Annotated in this window: 17 protein-coding genes; 9 read left to right on the top strand and 8 right to left on the bottom strand. The window is 48.4% G+C overall.

Translation table 11 applies throughout. The features are described 5' to 3' along the window. Positions 1-55: 55 nt before the first annotated feature. Genes EOE67_RS02770 through EOE67_RS02755 form a run of 4 tightly spaced genes read left to right on the top strand, consistent with a single transcriptional unit; the run spans position 56 to position 4,387 of the window. Positions 56-982, top strand: coding sequence for a glycosyltransferase (locus tag EOE67_RS02770; RefSeq protein ID WP_240652691.1), 927 nt, complete (start codon positions 56-58; stop codon positions 980-982). Further along, positions 979-1,791 (top strand): hypothetical protein, encoded by an 813-nt coding sequence (locus EOE67_RS02765; protein ID WP_127697529.1) that lies wholly within the window; start codon positions 979-981, stop codon positions 1,789-1,791. Before EOE67_RS02770 ends, EOE67_RS02765 begins: the two co-directional genes overlap by 4 nt. After that, positions 1,788-3,131 carry an O-antigen ligase family protein gene (locus EOE67_RS02760; RefSeq protein WP_127697528.1) on the top strand — a complete coding sequence of 448 codons (1,344 nt, stop codon included), beginning with the start codon at positions 1,788-1,790 and terminating at the stop codon, positions 3,129-3,131. The genes EOE67_RS02765 and EOE67_RS02760 overlap by 4 nt, the downstream gene beginning before the upstream one ends. Next, a complete protein-coding gene (locus tag EOE67_RS02755; protein WP_127697527.1) occupies positions 3,128-4,387 on the top strand; it encodes a lipopolysaccharide biosynthesis protein in 1,260 nt (419 codons plus the stop codon). The genes EOE67_RS02760 and EOE67_RS02755 overlap by 4 nt, the downstream gene beginning before the upstream one ends. 165 nt (positions 4,388-4,552) lie before the next feature. Here EOE67_RS02755 and wecC read toward each other — a convergent pair whose 3' ends face one another. Beyond that, a complete protein-coding gene (gene wecC, locus EOE67_RS02750) occupies positions 4,553-5,770 on the bottom strand; it encodes a UDP-N-acetyl-D-mannosamine dehydrogenase (RefSeq protein WP_127697526.1) in 1,218 nt (405 codons plus the stop codon). 196 nt (positions 5,771-5,966) lie between these two features. On the opposite strand from wecC, the gene EOE67_RS02745 reads away from it, so the two are divergent. Beyond that, complete coding sequence (locus EOE67_RS02745; protein WP_127697525.1) at positions 5,967-6,698, top strand: YdcF family protein; 732 nt, start codon at positions 5,967-5,969, stop codon at positions 6,696-6,698. 31 nt (positions 6,699-6,729) lie between these two features. Here EOE67_RS02745 and EOE67_RS02740 read toward each other — a convergent pair whose 3' ends face one another. After that, a complete protein-coding gene (locus EOE67_RS02740) occupies positions 6,730-7,773 on the bottom strand; it encodes a Leu/Phe/Val dehydrogenase (RefSeq protein WP_127697524.1) in 1,044 nt (347 codons plus the stop codon). Between the two features lie 261 nt (positions 7,774-8,034). On the opposite strand from EOE67_RS02740, the gene EOE67_RS02735 reads away from it, so the two are divergent. Continuing rightward, positions 8,035-8,478: a DUF4826 family protein gene (locus EOE67_RS02735; protein WP_127697523.1), complete on the top strand. Its 444-nt coding sequence runs from the start codon at positions 8,035-8,037 to the stop codon at positions 8,476-8,478. 78 nt (positions 8,479-8,556) lie between these two features. Here EOE67_RS02735 and EOE67_RS02730 read toward each other — a convergent pair whose 3' ends face one another. The 5 genes from EOE67_RS02730 to EOE67_RS02710 all read right to left on the bottom strand — a co-directional run bounded on the left by EOE67_RS02730 (position 8,557) and on the right by EOE67_RS02710 (position 13,435). Beyond that, positions 8,557-9,711 (bottom strand): ribosomal protein uL16 3-hydroxylase, encoded by a 1,155-nt coding sequence (locus tag EOE67_RS02730; protein ID WP_127697522.1) that lies wholly within the window; start codon positions 9,709-9,711, stop codon positions 8,557-8,559. Positions 9,712-9,801: 90 nt separating this feature from the next. Then, positions 9,802-11,172, bottom strand: coding sequence for an adenylosuccinate lyase (purB, locus tag EOE67_RS02725; protein WP_127697521.1), 1,371 nt, complete (start codon positions 11,170-11,172; stop codon positions 9,802-9,804). A gap of 8 nt (positions 11,173-11,180) precedes the next feature. After that, positions 11,181-11,813 (bottom strand): high frequency lysogenization protein HflD, encoded by a 633-nt coding sequence (gene hflD, locus EOE67_RS02720; RefSeq protein ID WP_127697520.1) that lies wholly within the window; start codon positions 11,811-11,813, stop codon positions 11,181-11,183. Positions 11,814-11,815: 2 nt separating this feature from the next. Beyond that, positions 11,816-12,916: a tRNA 2-thiouridine(34) synthase MnmA gene (mnmA, locus tag EOE67_RS02715; protein WP_127697519.1), complete on the bottom strand. Its 1,101-nt coding sequence runs from the start codon at positions 12,914-12,916 to the stop codon at positions 11,816-11,818. Positions 12,917-12,949: 33 nt separating this feature from the next. Next, positions 12,950-13,435, bottom strand: coding sequence for an NUDIX domain-containing protein (locus EOE67_RS02710; protein ID WP_127697518.1), 486 nt, complete (start codon positions 13,433-13,435; stop codon positions 12,950-12,952). 439 nt (positions 13,436-13,874) lie between these two features. On the opposite strand from EOE67_RS02710, the gene EOE67_RS02705 reads away from it, so the two are divergent. After that, positions 13,875-16,103, top strand: coding sequence for an NADP-dependent isocitrate dehydrogenase (locus tag EOE67_RS02705; RefSeq protein ID WP_127697517.1), 2,229 nt, complete (start codon positions 13,875-13,877; stop codon positions 16,101-16,103). Positions 16,104-16,352: 249 nt separating this feature from the next. Here EOE67_RS02705 and cspD read toward each other — a convergent pair whose 3' ends face one another. Beyond that, positions 16,353-16,574: a cold shock domain-containing protein CspD gene (cspD, locus tag EOE67_RS02700; RefSeq protein ID WP_068063506.1), complete on the bottom strand. Its 222-nt coding sequence runs from the start codon at positions 16,572-16,574 to the stop codon at positions 16,353-16,355. A 194-nt stretch (positions 16,575-16,768) separates the two neighbouring features. On the opposite strand from cspD, the gene clpS reads away from it, so the two are divergent. Further along, positions 16,769-17,089: an ATP-dependent Clp protease adapter ClpS gene (gene clpS, locus EOE67_RS02695; protein WP_068063505.1), complete on the top strand. Its 321-nt coding sequence runs from the start codon at positions 16,769-16,771 to the stop codon at positions 17,087-17,089. 103 nt (positions 17,090-17,192) lie between these two features. Beyond that, the gene (gene clpA, locus EOE67_RS02690; RefSeq protein WP_127697516.1) at positions 17,193-19,448 is read left to right on the top strand and encodes an ATP-dependent Clp protease ATP-binding subunit ClpA; all 2,256 of its coding nucleotides are present in this window, start codon (positions 17,193-17,195) and stop codon (positions 19,446-19,448) included. Positions 19,449-19,620 lie beyond the last annotated feature (172 nt).

Below are 19,620 nucleotides of genomic sequence, written 5' to 3'. Positions count from 1 at the left end.
GTACAGCGTTGTCCCGATTGATTTTCTTAAAACTATAATTCAAGAGACTGTAGCTTTGTCAGATCAACATTCAGTAAGTGCGACCGTGGTTACGCCACCCCTGATCAGCGTTTATATGCCAACCTACAACCGCAGCCAGATGGTGCAGCGTGCCATCGCCTCGGTTTTGGCACAGGATTACCCCCATTATGAGCTGCTGATCGTCGACGATTGTTCGAAAGACGATACTTGGGACGTGCTGAATCAACTGTACGGCGACAACCCAAAAATCCGCTTGTTCCGGCAGGAAAAAGGTCAGGGTGCCTGCGCTGCACGCAATCTGGCAATCAAAGCCGCTGCCGGCGACTTTGTTACCGGCCTCGATGATGACGATGAATTTTTACCCAATCGGCTATCAAGCCTGATGAACGCCTATGATGATCAGTATTCGTGCGTCTGTTCCAGCTATTTCTGGGACTATGGCACTATTCGTAAGCAGTTGTATCCAGAGCAAAAAATAGTTCGTTTACCGGAATTGCTGGATGTGCATTGCCTGTCAAATCAGGCCTTGGTCCGTAAAAGCCGGATGCTTGCCCAAGGCGGTTTTGATGAAACTCTGGCCGCTTTTCAAGACTACGATATGTGGCTGCGGATGGTGGCTGCTTATGGTCCGGCGCTGCGGTTATCCGATGCGACTTATGTGGTGCACGTCGGGCATGAATTAGGCCGTATCACCCATTCGCCAAAACGGCTGGATGCTCAGGCACAGTTTGTCGATAAACATCAGGGCCTGATGAACGAGCGCAATTTGCACAATCAGGCATTTTACCGGCGCACCATGCAACAACTGCCAATGTCTTTTACCGAGCTGCTGTCATCAGTTCGTTATGGATTGGTAGAAATTAAAGTCCGTTATTACTTTAAACATAAAATGCAGTGGGCGATTAAGCTGAGAAAGCAGATTTTGAATAAAGGGATAAAAGGACTGTTCGGGCAAAAATGAATCAATCTTCAATGCTGAGTCAGGAACGGGATCTGGCAAATCTATTATTGCAGGCGCTGTGGCAATTTAAATTGTGGATTGCGGTGTTTGCGCTGGCTGGCGCTTTAGGCACAGTGGTCGCACTGAAGTATCTGCCAAAAACCGGTGTTGCCAAAGCCAGCTTTACTTTAGCCGATGCCAGAGTGCAGGAACTCGCCCGTGTTTATGCTGGTTTGCCTGCGAATACCCAGCTGATGCTGGGTGCACTGGAAATTGATGAACTGTCACGGTTTAGTTTGCTGCTGCAACACCCGGATGTCTGGCAACAACTGTGGTCAACACCGTTATTATGTCAGCCGGTCACGGATTTTTGCGCGTTAGAAGATCCGGCAAAAGCTAAGGCGCAAACCCAGAGTTGGCGTGGCGGATTTCAATTTGAGCATAAACGGCGTGGCAACGTGCTCAGTGTGCAGTGGCGTCATGCGGATGCCAAAAGCGCTGGCTTATTGCTGCAGGCTTTACTGCAAAGCGCTACCTTGCAGTATCAGCAGCAACGATTAGCGCAGTTAACTCAACAACGCGATGCCTTACAAAGCGCACTCGCGACGATCAATTCGATTGGCGAACGGACTGAATTAAGCAGTCGGCTGGATCCGGTGCTGGCCGACATTCATTTATGGCAACAAGGTGCGCAGCAAGTACTGCATCCACTGTTACCGCAGCAAGTGCACGCCGCCAAACCAAAGTCGCTGGTATTTAGTGCTGTCGTCGGCGCGCTGCTTGCCACTTTATTGGCCATGCTGTTGGCACTGGTGTTTGCTCGCCGATGATCAGCCAATATCTGTCCACCACCAAGCCCTATACCACTGCTGCGGTGCTTGATGTATTGATTTTATTGCTGGCCAAATGGTACTTGCTGGTTGATGCCGGCAATGGCGTGTTGTTGCAGCTGTTCGGGCAGAGTGTGCCGTTGTCGGCCGCCTATAAAAGTTTGTTGTTAGTGCTGATCACTGCTGCTTTGCTGTGGCATCAGGTGCGTGGGTTGATCCTGCCGCTGCTGCTGTTACTACTGATGTTGCTGGGACCGTTTTACAGTTTGCTGCAAACCGGCAACAGTGCTGGTTTTAGTTACGATGCCGGTATGCTGCTGAAAATCGTGTCGCCATTGTTAGCCGCGCTGTACTTTTACAATCTGGTGCAACGTGATCCCGTTCAGGCCAGACAGGCTTTGCATCAAATTATGTTGTTTAGCTTTGGCATCTTATTGCTGAATTTGTTGTTGGGACGATTGGGTTATGGCTTTGAAGCCTATTTGCCAAACGATTATCTGCCGGATCAGAATTTAGGTACCAAAGGCTTTTTTAAAGCGACCAACGAGTTGTCGGCGTTGTTATTGGTGCTGTCGGGTTATTTGTTTGCCAGTTATTGGCCGCAAGCGAAGTTAAAATTTGCGCTGGTGCTGGGATTCAGCCTGTTTTGTGCCGGTTCCATGTTAACGAAAACCGGCATTGGTGGCGTGCTGCTGCTGGCGGTGTTTATTCCGCTGTTACAAAGCAAGTCATCCTGGCAACGCTATAGCCGGTCAATTGCGGTTTCATTGCTGGTGCTGATGTTGTTCACAGTCTTACTGCTGTGGCAACTGCCGTTGATTTTGGAAACGCTGGGCATCGGTCAGAAATTACTGTGGGTGTATCAGCAACAAGGTGTGCTCGGGGTTATTTTATCGTCGCGCGACCAATATGCGCTGCAAAACTGGCAGCTTGCCACCAGCTATTTTCAGCACTGGCATCTGCTGGCGGGAATTGGCGTGACCGGGCTGGAGCTTTACACCTCAAAACCCTTGGCAGAGCTGGACCCGGTTGATTTGTTCATCTGGTACGGTGGTTTTGGTCTTGGATTTTTTGTGTTGTGGTTTGGTTTTGTACTGAGTCAAAGTTTTCGCAGTTATCAACAAGCCCCGGCCAGCATAATGGCTGGAGTATTGACGGTGAATGCGGTGCTGCTGTTGGTGGCCTGTATGGCGGGGCATGTGCTGACGTCCGGAATGTTGTGGATCCCCTGGGGCATGCTCAATGGCGCTTATCTGTTATGGCTGCAGCAGACACCGGATCAAATACAGCAGCAAGCCTTTGATCAAACTCAGGGTCAAACACAGGATCACCGATCATGATCCGCAGTGACTTCGCCCGTAAAATGATGAGTAACAGCGTGGCGCAAGGCCTGAACTTTGGCTCGCGCTGGTTATTAAATCTGGCTTTAGCGCGGCATTTCCTGGAGGTTGAATTTGGCGTGTTCAGCTTTGTGTATATGCTGGCGAATTTGTTTTTTCCGGCCATTGCCTTTGGTGCAAATTTTTATTTAATTCATCAGGCTGCCACCTTTCGGCAAGTCGGTGACCTTATCAGCAGTATTACCATCAGCTTGTTGATGTTTACCTTGTTCAGCCTGCTGTTATTGGGTTACGCGGTGTGGGACCAACAGGCGTTGGATTATCAGCTGTATTTGTTGAGTCTGGCGATTGGTCTGGTCTGGGCGCTGCATCAGGCACTGTTTTGTTATCTCAAAGGTGCGCAGCAATTTGCCATTGAAGTGAAAAGCCAATTGCTTGGCGGTTGTCTGATGTTAATGCTGGTGGTGGCGGTATGGTTTGGAACCATCGATGAAACAGCGACTGTGCTTTGGTGTATTTTGCTGTTAAGTCTGGCTCCACTGGTGGTTGGCGTGCGCGCCGTCTGGCCTGAGCTGCAACTACAAAATTTGCAACTTGCCAAACTATGGCGGGATTTGTGGCAAAAATCGGTTTGGCGGGCCCGGCTCAGTTATGCCTGGCACGACGTGTTTGCTATTTATCTGACCAATATCCCGTTTATTTTTCTGGCGATTTTCAGCAGCCTGACCGCACTTGGCCAATTCCGCAAAGCCTTTATTTTGTTTATGCCGGTGACTTTGTTACCGGTGGTATTTTCGCAGGTGTTGTTGTCAAAACTGTCGAATAAAGTGCTGCTGGCGGATAAGGTGGTGTTGTTCCGGCGCAGTTTTTTGCTGACCTTCCCATTGTTATCATTGCCTTATGTGCTGTTACTTGTGTTGTACCCCTGGTTGTATCCCTGGCTACTTAACGAACAGCTGACCCCGGAGTCTGAACTGGTGACGATGTTGGTGGTGATTACGTTATGGTTGACGCTGCTTAAAACCTATTTTGAGGTCTGGATCACCGCAGTGGGGCGCACCGATTTACGCGCTGCCAATGTGACCGTGGTGGCAATCTTAAGCTCGCTGGCCTATATCTGGCTCAATTCCGAGTTGGATCCGGCTGCGGCAGCCTGGATTTTTGTATTGTCTAATCTGGCGGCGGTGGTTTTATTGCAGTTGATTTGCGGCTGGTCGTATCGGCAGTTAAAAGCAAAGGCTGTGCAACAGCCATAAAAAAAGCGCCAAACGGCGCTTTTTCATTGAATATACCCAAAATCATTGAATATTCGGGTAGGCGACAAGTGAGTGAGACCCCAGGAGCATAGCTGTACTATGTGACTGGGGCGAACGAACGAAGGCAACAACCCCGAATCTTCAAGGATGACGGGTATATAGATGTTACTCGCCAACGACATTGATCACAGTTTTACCTTTAAAATCACAGGCGTTAAACGCTTTGTGTTTTACCAGGATCACGATAATGTCGGCCGCTAAACCTTGCTCGATGCTCACCAGCTCAGCATTCGCATGCAGTTTATTGGTGCTGTGAATGTTTGGCTCAACTGCCAATACTTTACCGTTATATTCAGCGGCCAGTTTATTCACAATATGCAATGCCGGGCTTTCGCGTAAATCGTCGATATCCGGCTTAAATGCCAGACCAAAACAGGCGACTGACGGCTTGTTCAGGCTGTGATTGGCAACAGTCGATAGAATTTTCTGCAGGACCCACTCAGGTTTGAAGTCGTTCACTTCACGTGAAGTACGGATGAGCTTCGCTTGCTCTGGCGCAGAATGCACGATAAACCATGGGTCAACTGCGATACAATGGCCACCCACACCAGCACCAGGTGTCAGGATATTGACCCGTGGGTGGCGGTTTGCCATCCGGATCAATTCCCAGACGTTGATGTTTAGCTTGTCACAGATTAATGACAGCTCATTGGCAAAAGCGATGTTGACGTCACGGAAGGCATTTTCAGTCAGTTTTGACATTTCAGCGGTGCGCGCATCAGTTACCAGCAGTTCGCCAGCAACAAAAGTGCTGTAAAGTGCTTTGGCCATTTCTGAACAGGCTGCGGTTAAACCACCAATAATGCGGTCGTTGGAAATCAGTTCATGTACTACTTTGCCTGGCAGCACGCGCTCAGGGCAATAAGCAACATGTAAATCCGGGGTGTTTGAATCTGTTGGCAAAGTTAAATCCGGGCGGATTTCTTTGATCCATTTGCACATCAGTTCGGTGGTGCCAACCGGGCTGGTAGATTCCAGCACAATCAGGTTGCCTTTGGTCAGTACCGGGGCAATCGATTTGACTGCAGCTTCAACATAAGACAAATCTGGCGACAGATCATCAAAAAATGGCGTTGGTACTGCAATCATAAAAGCGTCAGCTGGTGCTGCTTTGGTTTGGGCGGATAAATAACCACCAGTGACTGCCGCGTGCACCAGTAAATCCAGCTCTGGTTCGACGATATGAATTTTGCCCTGATTAATGGTATCGACCGCGTGTTGGTTCACATCGACGCCGATGACCCGCAGCTTGCGTGATGCCAACATGGCGGCTGTGGGTAAGCCGATATAACCTAAACCGATCACTGAGACTGTCTTCAACATAGCTTCACTCCGATTGCTTGCTATTTCACGCTGGTTGTTGCGTAGATTTTGCGCCAGATCTTACCACAGCTCAATGTTTTATAAGCATGAGCGAATAGCTTGCGGCAAAAATATTTATGTTGGGCAAGCGGCTACTGGCAGTCGCCGCGGCAAACTGTCATGATGCAACTGTGTTATTGTCGTGATGGAGTCTGCTGTGAAAGACTTAATTGAACCCTTTTTATACCCGCATAATCTGTTTTTATGGGGCCTGTTGTTTGCCGTATTACGCTACCGTAAAACCGGTTTGTTGCTGTTGTTCGTCTGGTTTTATGCTTTTGGTAATGGTTACGCCGCTAACCAGGTGCGCCATTGGTACAACAGCGTCATCAGCACCGATACGGTGGCCGCCGATTTTAGCGGTAATTATGTGGTGCTGGGCTGTGGTGGCACTGCGACGGCGATCCCGGATTGTGCCCGTAGCCGGCTGGATCAGCTGAGCAGTGTTATTTCAACGCGGACCGACCAACCCATAGTGCATATCACTACCTTATTTTGTCAGCCTTATCTGGATTATCTGCGACCTAAGGTTCCGGCTGGCGTCGATCTGGATTGTTTTCACGGCGGTTCAACCACCTACCACGAGTTTTATCAGTTAGCAGATAGGTTGGATCGGCAACATCCGCTGGTGTTTGTCAGCAGTGATTACCATGCGTTTCGGGTGAAAAAACTGGCAGAGCAATATTTATTTGATGCCAAAGTTTATGCGTCACCAAGTTCAACTTTCCGGCCGGTAAACTGCGGCGCCGTGTGTTTTCTAACGGTAAATTTGTCGAACTATGACTTGTTCGCCAAATTGACAGCCGAGATGAGCAGTTACTATGTGTATGATTTAACGAAGGGTTGGTCCGATTGGTATAAATCGGACGCCATAAAAAACCGCCAGTAATGGCGGTTTTTTCTACCAAATACAATCAGAATTATTTTTTACCGCGAGCGATAATTTCCTGCGCCATTAAATCAGCCACCGCATTCGTCGGTTGTTGTTCAGCATCGGCGCGTTGGAAGATGTTCAGCAAGGTGCTGTAAATGTCCATCACTTTGCTGGTTGACCAAGCTTCATCATAGCCTTGTGGGCTCATTTCTGAATAAACGTTGATAATGCCGCCGGCATTAATCACGTAGTCCGGCGCGTATAAAATACCTTTTTGGCGCAGTACTTCACCATGACGGGTTTCTTTAAGCTGGTTATTGGCACAACCGGCGATAATTTTGCACTTAAACTGTTCGATGCTGTGATCGTTAATGGTCGCACCTAAAGCACATGGCGCGTAAATGTCGCACTGTTGGCTATAAATTTCATCCAGGCCAACTGCAGTGGCATCAAACTGTGCAACGGCACGGCTGATAGCGTCCGGGTTGATGTCGGTGACGATCAGTTTGGCGCCTTCTTTGTGCAGATATTCACACAGATAAAAACCAACACTACCAAGACCCTGCACGGCAACAGTTAAACCCTGCAGTGAAGCGGAACCAAATTTATGCAGTGCAGCCGCTTTTAAACCCTGATAAGTTCCGAGGGCAGTAAATGGACCAGGGTTGCCACTTTTACCTTCTAAACCAGCGACATAAGGTGTTTCTTTATGCACGATTGAAATGTCGGCGGTGGTAATATTCACGTCTTCAGCACTGATATAACGGCCACTTAAGGAATGCACGTACTGACCAAATTTACGGAACAAGGCTTCAGATTTGATGGTTTTGGCATTGCCGATGATGACTGATTTGCCACCACCAATTGGTAAACCGGCCATCGCATTTTTGTAAGTCATGCCACGGGATAAACGCAACACATCAACCAGTGCATCTTCGTCGGCGACATAGTCCCACATCCGGCAGCCACCCACGGACGGGCCGAGTTTGGTGCTGTGAATGGCGATAATGGCTTTGAGGCCCGTTTCTTTATCGCTACAAAATACCACTTGTTCATGGTTATCAAATTCTGGATGATTAAATACTGCCACGTCTGGTTCTCCGTTGGGTGATGCGCGCTGCGTGGGTAATTGCAGCAACGAATATTAGCGTGCTGTGGGGGTAGGGTACAGCGGCGCTTTCGGTCCGGTTTTTCGCGGCGGAATGTACCATTTCGGCTGAGTTTTCGCTATGGATCTGCAAAAATATCCGCTGGTCAGTCCAGCATATTGTCGACAATTTATCGAGTGACTTGTCATCAGGAGGCTGCTGGCTTAGAGTGTTATTTTTGACATCAATGAAAGAGCAGTATCATGGAATCCACTAACCAACAGCCTGCGGCCGCTTTAGATGCAGCGCAAATCAGCGAATGGGTCCGCGCCCAGTTTCAAAAAGCCAACCTGTTTCTGGCCGAAAAAGGCATCCTGATGGACAGTGTCGCGGTGCAGGATTCACGATATTTACCACCGATGGTGGCCGTTTGGAAAATTAACGGTTTAGACCGGCAAAGTTACTGGGTGATTTCCGGTGATTTACCCACCGATCACCTGGCATTGACGGCTGCTGCCGATGCCCGTGACGCACTGCGTGTCTTTTCGTTCAGATGGCAAATGAAGGCGCAGCAATTGATCGATGCCGGGGTGCAGGATCAAACGTCAGCAGACTATGTCAACTTACTGATTTCCAGAGCCCATTCACTGTACGATTTGTTTGAAAACGAGCAATTTTGGGCAAAAGCCAATACGTCAAATGCTTGAAATGTGTCGCTGTAAAAAAACCGGCAATGCCGGTTTTTTTATTTGAGGAGCTTATAAAGCCGTTAACCAGCAAGCTGCTTATTCGACAAAATACCAATAACCCTGATTAATCAGCATCGTCAGTAACTTCAGTTTTGACGGATCTTCGGCAAAGGCGATACAGGTTTGTGCATCCAGTTGAATTTGCTCACAAAGCTGTTTGACTGTCGACAATTCAGTGGCGGGGACTGTGATGGTATGGCCATTAATAAACAGCGAAATATCATCTGCAGCAGTTGCCTGAATATAACAACAACGTAAACCACCGAGTCTTGCTAGTACCGAACCTTCTAATAAATATTCAGCAATTTCATCCAGATGATAATGTGGATCCGGTTCGGTCGCGTCCAGCTCATGTTTGGCATGGGTGATATAACTGCCAAAATATTGCGCCAATAGTTTTGGATCGTTAATCAGGCCTTGCAGCATCTGCTGCACAGAAGCTAAATCAGCTGATGTGATTTCACCAATGTTGGTGGCGACAGTGCGGCCGGCATCGGTATAACGCTCGCCCTGAATTTCGTTTTCAATTAAATAATCAGCAAGGCCAGTTAATAAATCTTTTTGCGCCGGAGCCCGAAAGCCAACTGAATAGTTCAGGCTGGCATCTACCGAAATACCTTCGTGCGGGCAGCCTGGTGGAATATATAAAATGTCGCCAGGTTCAGTGATCACATCAATACAATCAACAAAAGGGCTGATTTGCAATAAACGTGGATGCGGACAATGTTGGGTCAAGGTTGCGTCCGGCATGCCCACCCGCCAGTGACGTTTACCCATGCCCTGAATGATGAACACGTCATACTGATCCAAATGTGGACCAACGCCGCCACCTGGTGTCGAAAAGCTAATCATCAGATCATCAATCCGCCAGTTTGGAATAAAACGGAACGGCTCGATAAGAACCGCAGATTCCGGATGCCAGTGATCAACAGCCTGCAGCAGCAAGGTCCAGTCTTGTTCGCCAAAAGCACTGTAATCTTCAAAAGGGCCGGTTTCGAGTTGCCATTCGCCTTTTGACTTACTGACGATGCGCGATTCAATCTCTTCTTCGGCGGCGAGGCCAGCCAATTCGTCCGGGCTGATTGGATCTTCAAAATTAGCGAAACCACCTTTGATTAATAAAGGTTTTTTCTGCCAATATTCGGCGAGAAATTGCTCGACGGTTAAATCATGCAGGTTCAGTTGATACATGGCTAAATTCCGGAAATAAGGAGAAGAAAGAAAAGGCAGCGCATCCATAAAGGACGTGCTGCCTCGAAACAACTTACGATGTAGCCAAGATTAGTTCAGGCTGTCGACCAGTGCGATGGCCGCGCCAATATAATTGTCTGGCGTGAACTGCTTCATTTGCACTTTGGCCTGCGCCGGAACGTCCAGCTTATCGATAAAGGCGTGTAAATCAGCTGGCGTAATACGTTTGCCGCGCGTCAGTTCTTTCAGTTTTTCATACGGTTTTTCAACGCCATAACGACGCATCACTGTTTGTACCGGCTCAGCCAGCAGTTCCCAGTTTTGATCCAGTTCCTGCAGCAGATTGGCTTCGCTAACTTCCAGTTTGCTGATGCCTTTGAGCGTGGCGTGGTAGGCGATGACCGTGTAACCAAAACCAATACCCAGATTACGTAACACCGTTGAGTCGGTTAAATCACGCTGCCAACGAGAAATTGGCAGTTTGCTCGCCAGGTGTTGGAAAATGGCGTTGGCCAGACCCAGGTTGCCTTCCGAGTTTTCAAAGTCAATCGGGTTGACTTTATGCGGCATGGTCGAAGAGCCAATTTCACCGGCGATGGTTTTTTGCTTAAAGTGACCGAGGGCAATATAGCCCCAGACATCGCGGTCAAAATCAATCAGGATGGTGTTAAAACGCGCTACTGCATCAAACAATTCTGCAATGTAATCATGCGGTTCAATTTGGGTGGTGAACGGGTTCCATTCAAGGCCCAGGCTAGTGACAAACTGCTCAGAAATCTGATGCCAGTTTAAATCAGGGTACGCCGATAAATGCGCATTGTAGTTACCGACGGCGCCGTTAAATTTGCCCAACATCTGCACCGCAGCAATCTGTTCACGCTGACGCAGCAGACGGATATACACATTGGCCATTTCTTTGCCAAGGGTGGTTGGCGATGCTGGCTGACCATGAGTGCGCGCCATCATTGGCATGGTTTTGTAACGCACTGCCAACTCTTTTAACGCGCCAAGTAATTGATCACACAGTGGTAACAGCACTTCGTCACGAGCCGTTTTTAACATCAGACCGTGTGATAAGTTATTGATATCTTCAGAAGTACAAGCAAAGTGAATAAACTCGCTGACTGCGGCCAGTTCAGGTACATCAGCAACTTTTTCTTTCAGCAGATATTCCACCGCTTTCACATCGTGATTGGTGGTGCGCTCAATGTCTTTCACGCGCTGGGCATCGGCCAGGCTGAAATTGTCGACAATTGCATTCAGTAGGTTGTTTGCTTCAGCGCTCAGCGCCGGAACTTCGGCAATACCGGCAATACCAGCCATTTGCTGTAACCAGCGCACTTCAACAGTGACACGGTATTTAATCAAACCGAATTCACTGAAAATGTCTCTCAGCTCAACAGTGCGACTGCCGTAACGACCATCGACCGGGGAGATGGCGGTTAATGCGTTCAGTTCCATGGAAACTCCTATGCTTGGGCTAATTGTTGTAAAACGGTTTTTACTTCCTGCAGCAGTCGTTTACGCTGCAGAATAAAATGATATTTACGGCCACCGGCCTGACGCCACAGCACTGCAGCGCGGATTGCCGCCAGCAGTAATGCGCGGATTTTATGTTGCACCATCGGTTGTTTTAATGCCGCAGGCTGTCCGGCAATCTGGATGCGCTGACCTAATGGGCTGACATGTTCGATATAGATGTCGGCCATGCTCGCCAAAATGGTCTCATCAAGTAATTGAAAATGCTGCAGTTGTTGTTGCAGGCGCTCAATGCGTTTCCCCACGGCCTGCAAACTGTCACCACTTTTTGCAAGTTTACGTTCCAGCGTGATCACCGCCATCGCGTAGCGGGTTAGCTCCAGATCTTTTTTCGGGTTATCGCCAAGCTGCGCTTGTAACACATGATAACCGTTGGCCAGATCCGCCAGTTTGCCGCCAAAAATATCCACCGGCTCTGCCGCGTCCTGCACTGAGACACTTTGCAGGCATAATTCCAGCTCAGTATTGCTTGCTTCATCACCGCGGGCGATTTGCTGGACTAAACGAATGGCCTGACATAACGCGGCCAAGGCTAAGGTTTGCGTGGTATAAGAAAATTGCATGCTTAGAGTACCGCCTGATCAATAATGCCGCCGCCAAGGCAAACATCATTTAAATAAAACACCGCCGATTGACCGGGGGTGACTGCTTTTTGTGGCTGGTCGAATAATACCGTGACGGTGCCGTCGGGATTGGGTGTCAGTGTACAGTCGATATCCTGCTGCCGATATCGGGTTTTCACGGTACAGCGTAAGGCAGATGACGGGCCAGTTCTATCGACCCAGTGCAGCTGATCGGCAACCAGACCTTTGGCAAATAAACTTGGATGATCATGACCTTGCGCCACGATAAGATGATTATTAACTAAATCTTTAGCCACCACATACCAGGGATCTTCGGCACCGTCTTTCAGTCCGCCAATGCCTAAGCCTTTACGCTGACCCAAAGTGTGGTACATCAAGCCTTCGTGACGACCAATGGTGTCACCGTCGACGGTGACGATATCACCAGGTTGCGCCGGCAGATATTTTTGCAGGAAATCTTTAAATTTACGCTCACCGATAAAACAAATGCCGGTGCTGTCTTTTTTATTGGCAGTGATTAAACCTTGTTGTTCGGCGATGGCGCGAACCGCTGGTTTTTCCAGATCGCCAACCGGAAACAAGGTTTGGGCGACATGCTGTTCGCCAATGGTATAGAGGAAATAACTTTGATCTTTATTGCCATCAAGGCCACGTAATAACTGCCAGTGGCCGTCAACTTCCCGGCGCTGCACATAATGACCGGTCGCAATATAGTCCGCCGCTAAGGCTTCAGCCGCGAATTCAAGAAAGGCTTTAAATTTGATTTCTTTGTTGCACATGATGTCCGGATTTGGGGTCCGGCCGGCTTTGTATTCTGCCAGGAAGTACTCAAAGACATTGTCCCAGTATTCGCTAGCGAAATTCACTTTGTGCAGTTTAATGCCGAGTTTGTCGCAGACTTGCTGCGCATCTTTTAAGTCTTCCGCTGCAGCGCAGTATTCATCGTTGTCGTCTTCTTCCCAGTTCTTCATAAACAGGCCTTCGACCTGATAACCTTGCTGAAGTAACAAATAGGCCGACACCGACGAATCAACGCCGCCGGACATCCCGACAATGACTTTTTTACTGCTGTTTGCTGACATATTCCAGGCTTCGAGACGAAAACGAGGCGCGGATTATAACACCGTTTTAGACGCTGACACAGAGCTGACCGGGCTTTTAATCAGCGCCAATGGTAGCCGCACCCCTTGTTGGTATTGCAAAATGGCGTCAGAAACCAGCTGGCTGCGCTCTGGCAAGGCATGCGCAGCAAGCTCCTCAAGGGTCAGCCAGTGCAAGGCCAGAATATCTGCATCCTGCGGCTGATGCCCGGATGGCAAGGCGTCTGGTTCAAAGTAGAAGTTGACCCGCACATAGCGGTGGCCGTTACCGGCGACCAGCTGCGAAATACCCAGCCAACCGTCGGCTGTTAACACCAGACCGGTTTCTTCAAAAAGTTCGCGTTCAATCGCGGCAATTAAATCTTCGTCACTTTCAACATGACCAGCCGGCTGATTCAGCACGAGCCGCTGGCTTTGTTTATCACGTTCTTCCACCAGCAAAAATTTTCCCTGATAAACCACCACGGCGGCCACCGTGAGATGTAACTGACTTCGGTCCATCTTGATCCTTAAGGCGAGGCTTTGAATTGATGCTCACATATTGATGACCTCATACTACGGCGAAAACAGCATCCTGGTCTATTGTCCGGTTGACGTCGCAGCAAGATCAGCACAAAGCGCCACATTTTTCGCTGATTTCCTACTTTTTTTGAAGTGGTCAGGCCACGAAAGGTTTTGCTCTTTATTTGAAGTCTGTACTATGTGCAGGCTGTTTGATTCATCGGTTGTTCCATATCTGATATCTGCATGGCGAAAGCTTCCGGCATTTGAAGTTGCGACAGCAGACGCTCTACTGCGGTGGAAACTTAACTGATAAACTTATTCAACAAATCCAGCTGGTATTGGCCGGAAATAGCACCTTGATCACCCGATGGTTGGTGGTGATCCCGCTATAACTGCAGCCAGTATCGGCATCATTGTTGCTGATCCAGGAAATTACATGACCACTGAAACTTCAAAAATCATCTATACCCAGACTGACGAAGCACCAGCGCTGGCTACTTATTCACTGTTGCCAATAGTGCAGACTTTTGCCAAAGCGGCTGGCGTTCTGGTAGAAACCCGTGATATTTCGTTGTCTGGCCGTATTATCGCCGCATTCTCTGACTATTTAGCTCCGGCGCAGCAACAGGCTGACGCCTTGGCTGAATTAGGTCAGCTGGCAACACAACCTGATGCCAACATTATCAAGCTGCCAAATATCAGTGCTTCTGTGCCTCAATTAATTGCTGCGATTAAAGAATTACAAGCCAAAGGTTATGCGCTGCCGGATTATCCGGAAGAAGCCCGTACCGATGCTGAAAAAGACGCGAAATCGCGTTACGACAAAATCAAAGGCAGTGCGGTCAACCCGGTACTGCGTGAAGGTAACTCGGATCGTCGTGCGCCGTTATCGGTCAAGCAATACGCCCGGAAAAACCCACATTCAATGGGCGGTTGGTCGTCAACGTCTAAATCTCATGTCGCTCATATGAGCGGCGGTGATTTCTACGGTAGTGAAAAGTCAGTGACAGTGCCAACTGCAACCGCAGTACGGATTGAGCTGGCACAAGCCGATGGTTCAGTAAAAGTTCTGAAAGAAAAAACCAGCTTGTCTGCCGCTGAAGTGATTGATGCATCAGTATTAAGTGTCAGCGCTTTACGTGAATTTCTGGCGGCTGAAATCAGCAATGCCAAGGCGCAAGGTGTGCTGTTTTCAGTGCATTTAAAAGCCACCATGATGAAAGTGTCGGATCCAGTCATTTTCGGCCATGTGGTGACGGTGTTTTTCGCGGACGTTTTCGCCAAACATGCTGCTGTGCTGAAAGACTTAGGTGTTGATGTCAACAACGGTTTTGGCGATTTACTGGCGAAAATTCAGCAATTGCCAGCTGAAAAACGCGCTGAAATTGAAGCCGATATCGCTGCCGTTTACGCCGCACAGCCGCTGCTTGCGATGGTGAATTCCGATAAAGGTATCACTAACCTGCACGTGCCAAGTGATGTGATTATCGACGCTTCGATGCCTGCCGCTATTCGTACTTCAGGCCAGATGTGGGGCCCGGACGGCAAGTTAAAAGATACTAAATTTGTGATCCCGGATCGTTGTTACGCCGGTGTGTATCAGGAAACTATCAATTTCTGTAAAGAAAACGGTGCTTTTGACCCGAAAACCATGGGCTCAGTACCGAATGTTGGTTTGATGGCGCAAAAAGCGGAAGAATACGGCTCGCATGACAAAACATTCGTCATTCCAGCTGCTGGCGTGGTGAATGTGGTTGATGCTGCAGGCACAGTGCTGATGTCGCACAAAGTTGAAGCAGGTGATATCTGGCGGATGTGTCAGACCAAAGATGCGCCAATTCAGGACTGGGTGAAATTAGCAGTCAGCCGCGCACGTCTGAGCAACACACCAGCTATTTTCTGGTTAGACGCAGCGCGTGCCCATGACGCCCAGCTGATTACTAAAGTGAACAGTTACCTGGCGCAACATGACACTGCAGGTCTTGATATTTCTATCATGACGCCAGAGCAGGCGACCAAAGCCAGTCTGGTGCGGATCAAACAAGGTCTGGACACCATTTCTGTCACCGGTAACGTATTACGTGATTACCTGACCGACTTGTTCCCAATCCTTGAATTAGGCACCAGCGCTAAAATGTTGTCAGTGGTGCCGCTGATGAACGGCGGCGGCTTGTTTGAAACTGGCGCTGGTGGCTCTGCACCAAAACACGTTGAGCAATTTGTCGAAGAAAACCACTTACGTTGGGATTCTTTAGGCGAATTCCTGGCGTTAGCGGCGTCACTGGAGCATTTGAGCCAGGTTGCGGGTAACAAAGGTGCGAAAGTGCTGGCGGATACTTTAGACCAGGCAACTGCCAAGTTCCTGGATACCGATAAGTCGCCAACCCGTAAACTGGGTCAGTTGGACAACCGTGGTAGTCATTTTTATCTGGCGATGTACTGGGCACAAGCGTTAGCCACTCAAACTGCCGATGTCGCGCTACAACAACGTTTTGCGCCTTTAGCGGCAACGTTGGTTGAAAACGAAGCGAAAATTGTACATGAACTGAATTCAGTACAAGGCAAAGCAGTGGATATTGGTGGTTATTACCGGTTAGACGACACGAAAGCGACAGCAGCGATGCGTCCAAGCGCAACTCTGAATGAGGCGCTGGCTGCAGTCTAAGCTCTGCTATTAACGAAGCTGTACTATAAAAATCCGGTGGCAACACCGGATTTTTTTATGGAAATGATAGCGGAATACCGTCTGAAATGAGTCCGCGCTTTATGTCGGAACATCAGTATCGATAAGAAGTTACAGATAGTTTTCAGAGAGCAATAAAAGAAGAAAAGCAGATGATGGCAAGATCAATCTGGAATGAGTGTCAGGCAGGTCCCCCTGCATGGCTGCTGCCTGTCACTAACTGGAGCAGTGTTATTCCTGTTTGCCGTCTTCTGGCAGGGCAATATTCACCGCATGCAGGCCTTTGGGGCCCTCTGATAATTCAAAGGTTACATCCTGGCCAGCTTTCAACGTGCGGTAGCCGTCCATGCTAATGGTTGAGTAATGAGCGAAAATGTCTTCGTCACGACCATCTTCACGAATAAACCCAAATCCTTTGGCATTATTAAACCATTTCACTTTACCGGTAGCCATACTACATACTTCCTTCTCTTAGTTAGCTAATTTCTGTATTCTAAGATGACAACGTCAAAGCTTTTTCAAGCTCCATTAGTTACTGTAGATAATTTGTTCAGCTAGTCAAGTTTTTTACCGAACTAATCAAGATTGAAAAGCGTAGATATAACCTCCACATCCTTTGATGGATCAACCAGGCGTGACTATAGTTTATGAGCGGCATCAAACAGACCAAAGGACAGGGCGAAGGCTTAGCGGAGTTAATCCGACAGAAAGTTGAACCACCTCCAATGTATAAAGTGGTTCTGCACAATGATGATTACACCCCAATGGATTTTGTCATCGATGTGCTAACCCGTTTTTTTAACCTACAGTATGAACAAGCCAGTGAGATCATGTTAAAGGTGCATTACGAGGGCAAGGCGGTTTGTGGTGTGTTCACTGCTGAAATCGCTGAGACCAAAGTACAACAGGTCAGCAGTTATGCCAAAGAGCACGAACATCCGTTGTTGTGCACGATGGAAAGGGCTTAGCCGGTACTAATACCCAAAGTCATTGAAGATACGGCCAACAACCCCGAATCTTCAAGGATGAAAGGTATATCAGTCAGTAACTCAGGTGGATTAGGAGCTGTGCATGTTAAATAAAGATCTTGAGTTGACGCTGAATCTGGCATTTCGGTTTGCCAGGGAACGCCGCCACGAATATATGACCGTCGAACATCTGCTGTTAGCGTTATTAGATAACCCAGCCGCCGGTGATGCCTTAAAATCCTGTGGCGCCAATATCGACCGGCTGCGCAGTGAATTATCTACTTTTATCGATTCAACCACGCCGCTCATTCCTGACGGCGATTTAGACCGTGATACCCAGCCAACTCTTGGTTTTCAAAGAGTGTTACAGCGCGCCGTTTTCCATGTGCAATCGTCTGGTAAAGCCGAAGTAACAGGTGCCAATGTGCTGGTGGCTATTTTCAGCGAACAAGAATCACAAGCGGTTTATTTACTGAAGAAAATTGATATCAGTCGGCTGGATATCGTCAATTTCATTTCCCACGGCGTGATTAAAGCCGACAAAATTGAGCCAAGCGACGAGCAACACGAAGATTCGTCCGATGTGGGTGTCGAAGATAATAAATACCTCGAAAACTTTACCGCCAATCTGAACGTGTTAGCCAAAAATGGTCAGATTGACCCGCTGGTTGGCCGTGATACTGAACTGGAACGGACCATTCAGGTATTGTGTCGCCGCAAGAAAAACAATCCGCTACTAGTTGGCGAAGCAGGGGTCGGTAAAACCGCCATTGCCGAAGGTCTGGCGTATCGGATTGTGCAAAAGCAGGTGCCGGAAGTGATTGCCAATGCCACCATTTACTCGCTGGATATGGGCGCCTTGCTGGCCGGTACCAAATACCGCGGTGACTTTGAAAAACGACTGAAGTCGTTATTAAAAGAAATCGAACGCGAAAAAGATGCGGTGTTATTTATCGATGAAATCCATACCGTGATTGGCGCCGGTGCCGCTTCTGGCGGTGTGATGGATGCTTCCAACTTGATTAAGCCGCTGTTATCGAGTGGTCGGTTGCGTTGTATCGGTTCCACCACCTATCAGGAATTTAAAAGCATTTTTGAAAAAGACACGGCCTTGGTACGTCGTTTTCAGAAAATTGATATCACGGAGCCGAGTGTGGATGACACCACGCAAATTCTGCAGGGTTTAAAAGAGCGGTATGAAGCGCATCATGGTGTGCGGTATACCCAAAAAGCCTTGCGGGCGGCGGCTGAGCTTTCTGCGAAGTACATCAATGAGCGGCATCTGCCGGACAAAGCCATTGATGTGATTGATGAAGCCGGCGCCAGCCAGCGTTTGTTGCCGCTGTCAAAACGCAAAAAAGTTATCAATGTGCCAGAGATTGAGCATGTGATTGCCAAAATGGCGCGTATTCCGGAAAAGTCGGTATCAGCTTCGGATAAAGACGTGCTGGCCAATTTAGACCGCAATTTAAAACTGGTGGTGTTTGGGCAGAACGAACCGATTGAAGTGCTGACTTCTGCAATTCGTTTGTCACGCTCTGGTCTTGGTAATGAAGAAAAGCCGATTGGTAATTTCCTGTTTGCTGGCCCAACAGGGGTGGGTAAAACCGAAGTCACCAAGCAACTGGCAAAAATCATGGGCGTGGAGCTACTGCGGTTTGATATGTCCGAGTACATGGAGCGGCATTCAATCAGCCGATTGATTGGTGCGCCTCCTGGCTACGTCGGTTTTGATCAAGGCGGCCTGTTAACCGATGCGGTGTCCAAACATCCATATTCAGTAGTGTTACTGGATGAAATTGAAAAAGCCCATTCCGATATCTACAACATCTTGTTGCAGGTGATGGATCACGGCACTTTAACGGACAACAACGGCCGTAAAATTGATTTTCGTAATGTAGTGTTGGTCATGACCACCAACGCTGGTGTCCAGGAAACCGTGCGTAAAACCATTGGGTTTAAACAACAAGACCATAGCTTTGATGCACTCAAAGAAATCAACCGGACTTTTAGCCCGGAGTTCCGTAACCGGCTTGATGGCATCATTTGGTTTAAGCATTTATCACGCGATATTATTCTGCAAATTGTCGATAAGTTTATTTGTGATTTGCAGGTGCAGCTGGATAAAAAGCAGGTATCGATGGAGTTGTCGTCGGCTGCACGCGCTTGGCTCGCTGATAAAGGTTATGACCAAGCGATGGGCGCCAGACCAATGGCACGGGTGATCCAGGAGCAGCTGAAAAAGCCGCTGGCCAATGAGATTTTGTTTGGTCGCCTGTTACACGGCGGCGATGTCAGAATTGACCTGGTGGATAACGAACTGAGTTTTGATTATCTCGATTCGGCAGTACCAGCCTAGTCATAGACCTAGTCATAGAGCTAGCCATAAAGATGGTAAAAAACGATTAGCTTAAATCATCAGCTAATCGTTCTTTCTGCATTATATCGTTGCAGTATTTCTTTGCCGCGTTGCTGTTGAACCACTGAAAAAACAAACAAAAAAACACCCGGTGATGCCGGGTGTTTTTTTA

It is taken from the genome of Rheinheimera riviphila (genome assembly GCF_004005945.1).
In the GTDB taxonomy this organism is placed as follows: Bacteria; Pseudomonadota; Gammaproteobacteria; order Enterobacterales; family Alteromonadaceae; genus Pararheinheimera; species Pararheinheimera riviphila.
Note: the sequence above shows the minus strand (reverse complement) of the source record. Positions and strands in the feature narration are given on the sequence as shown.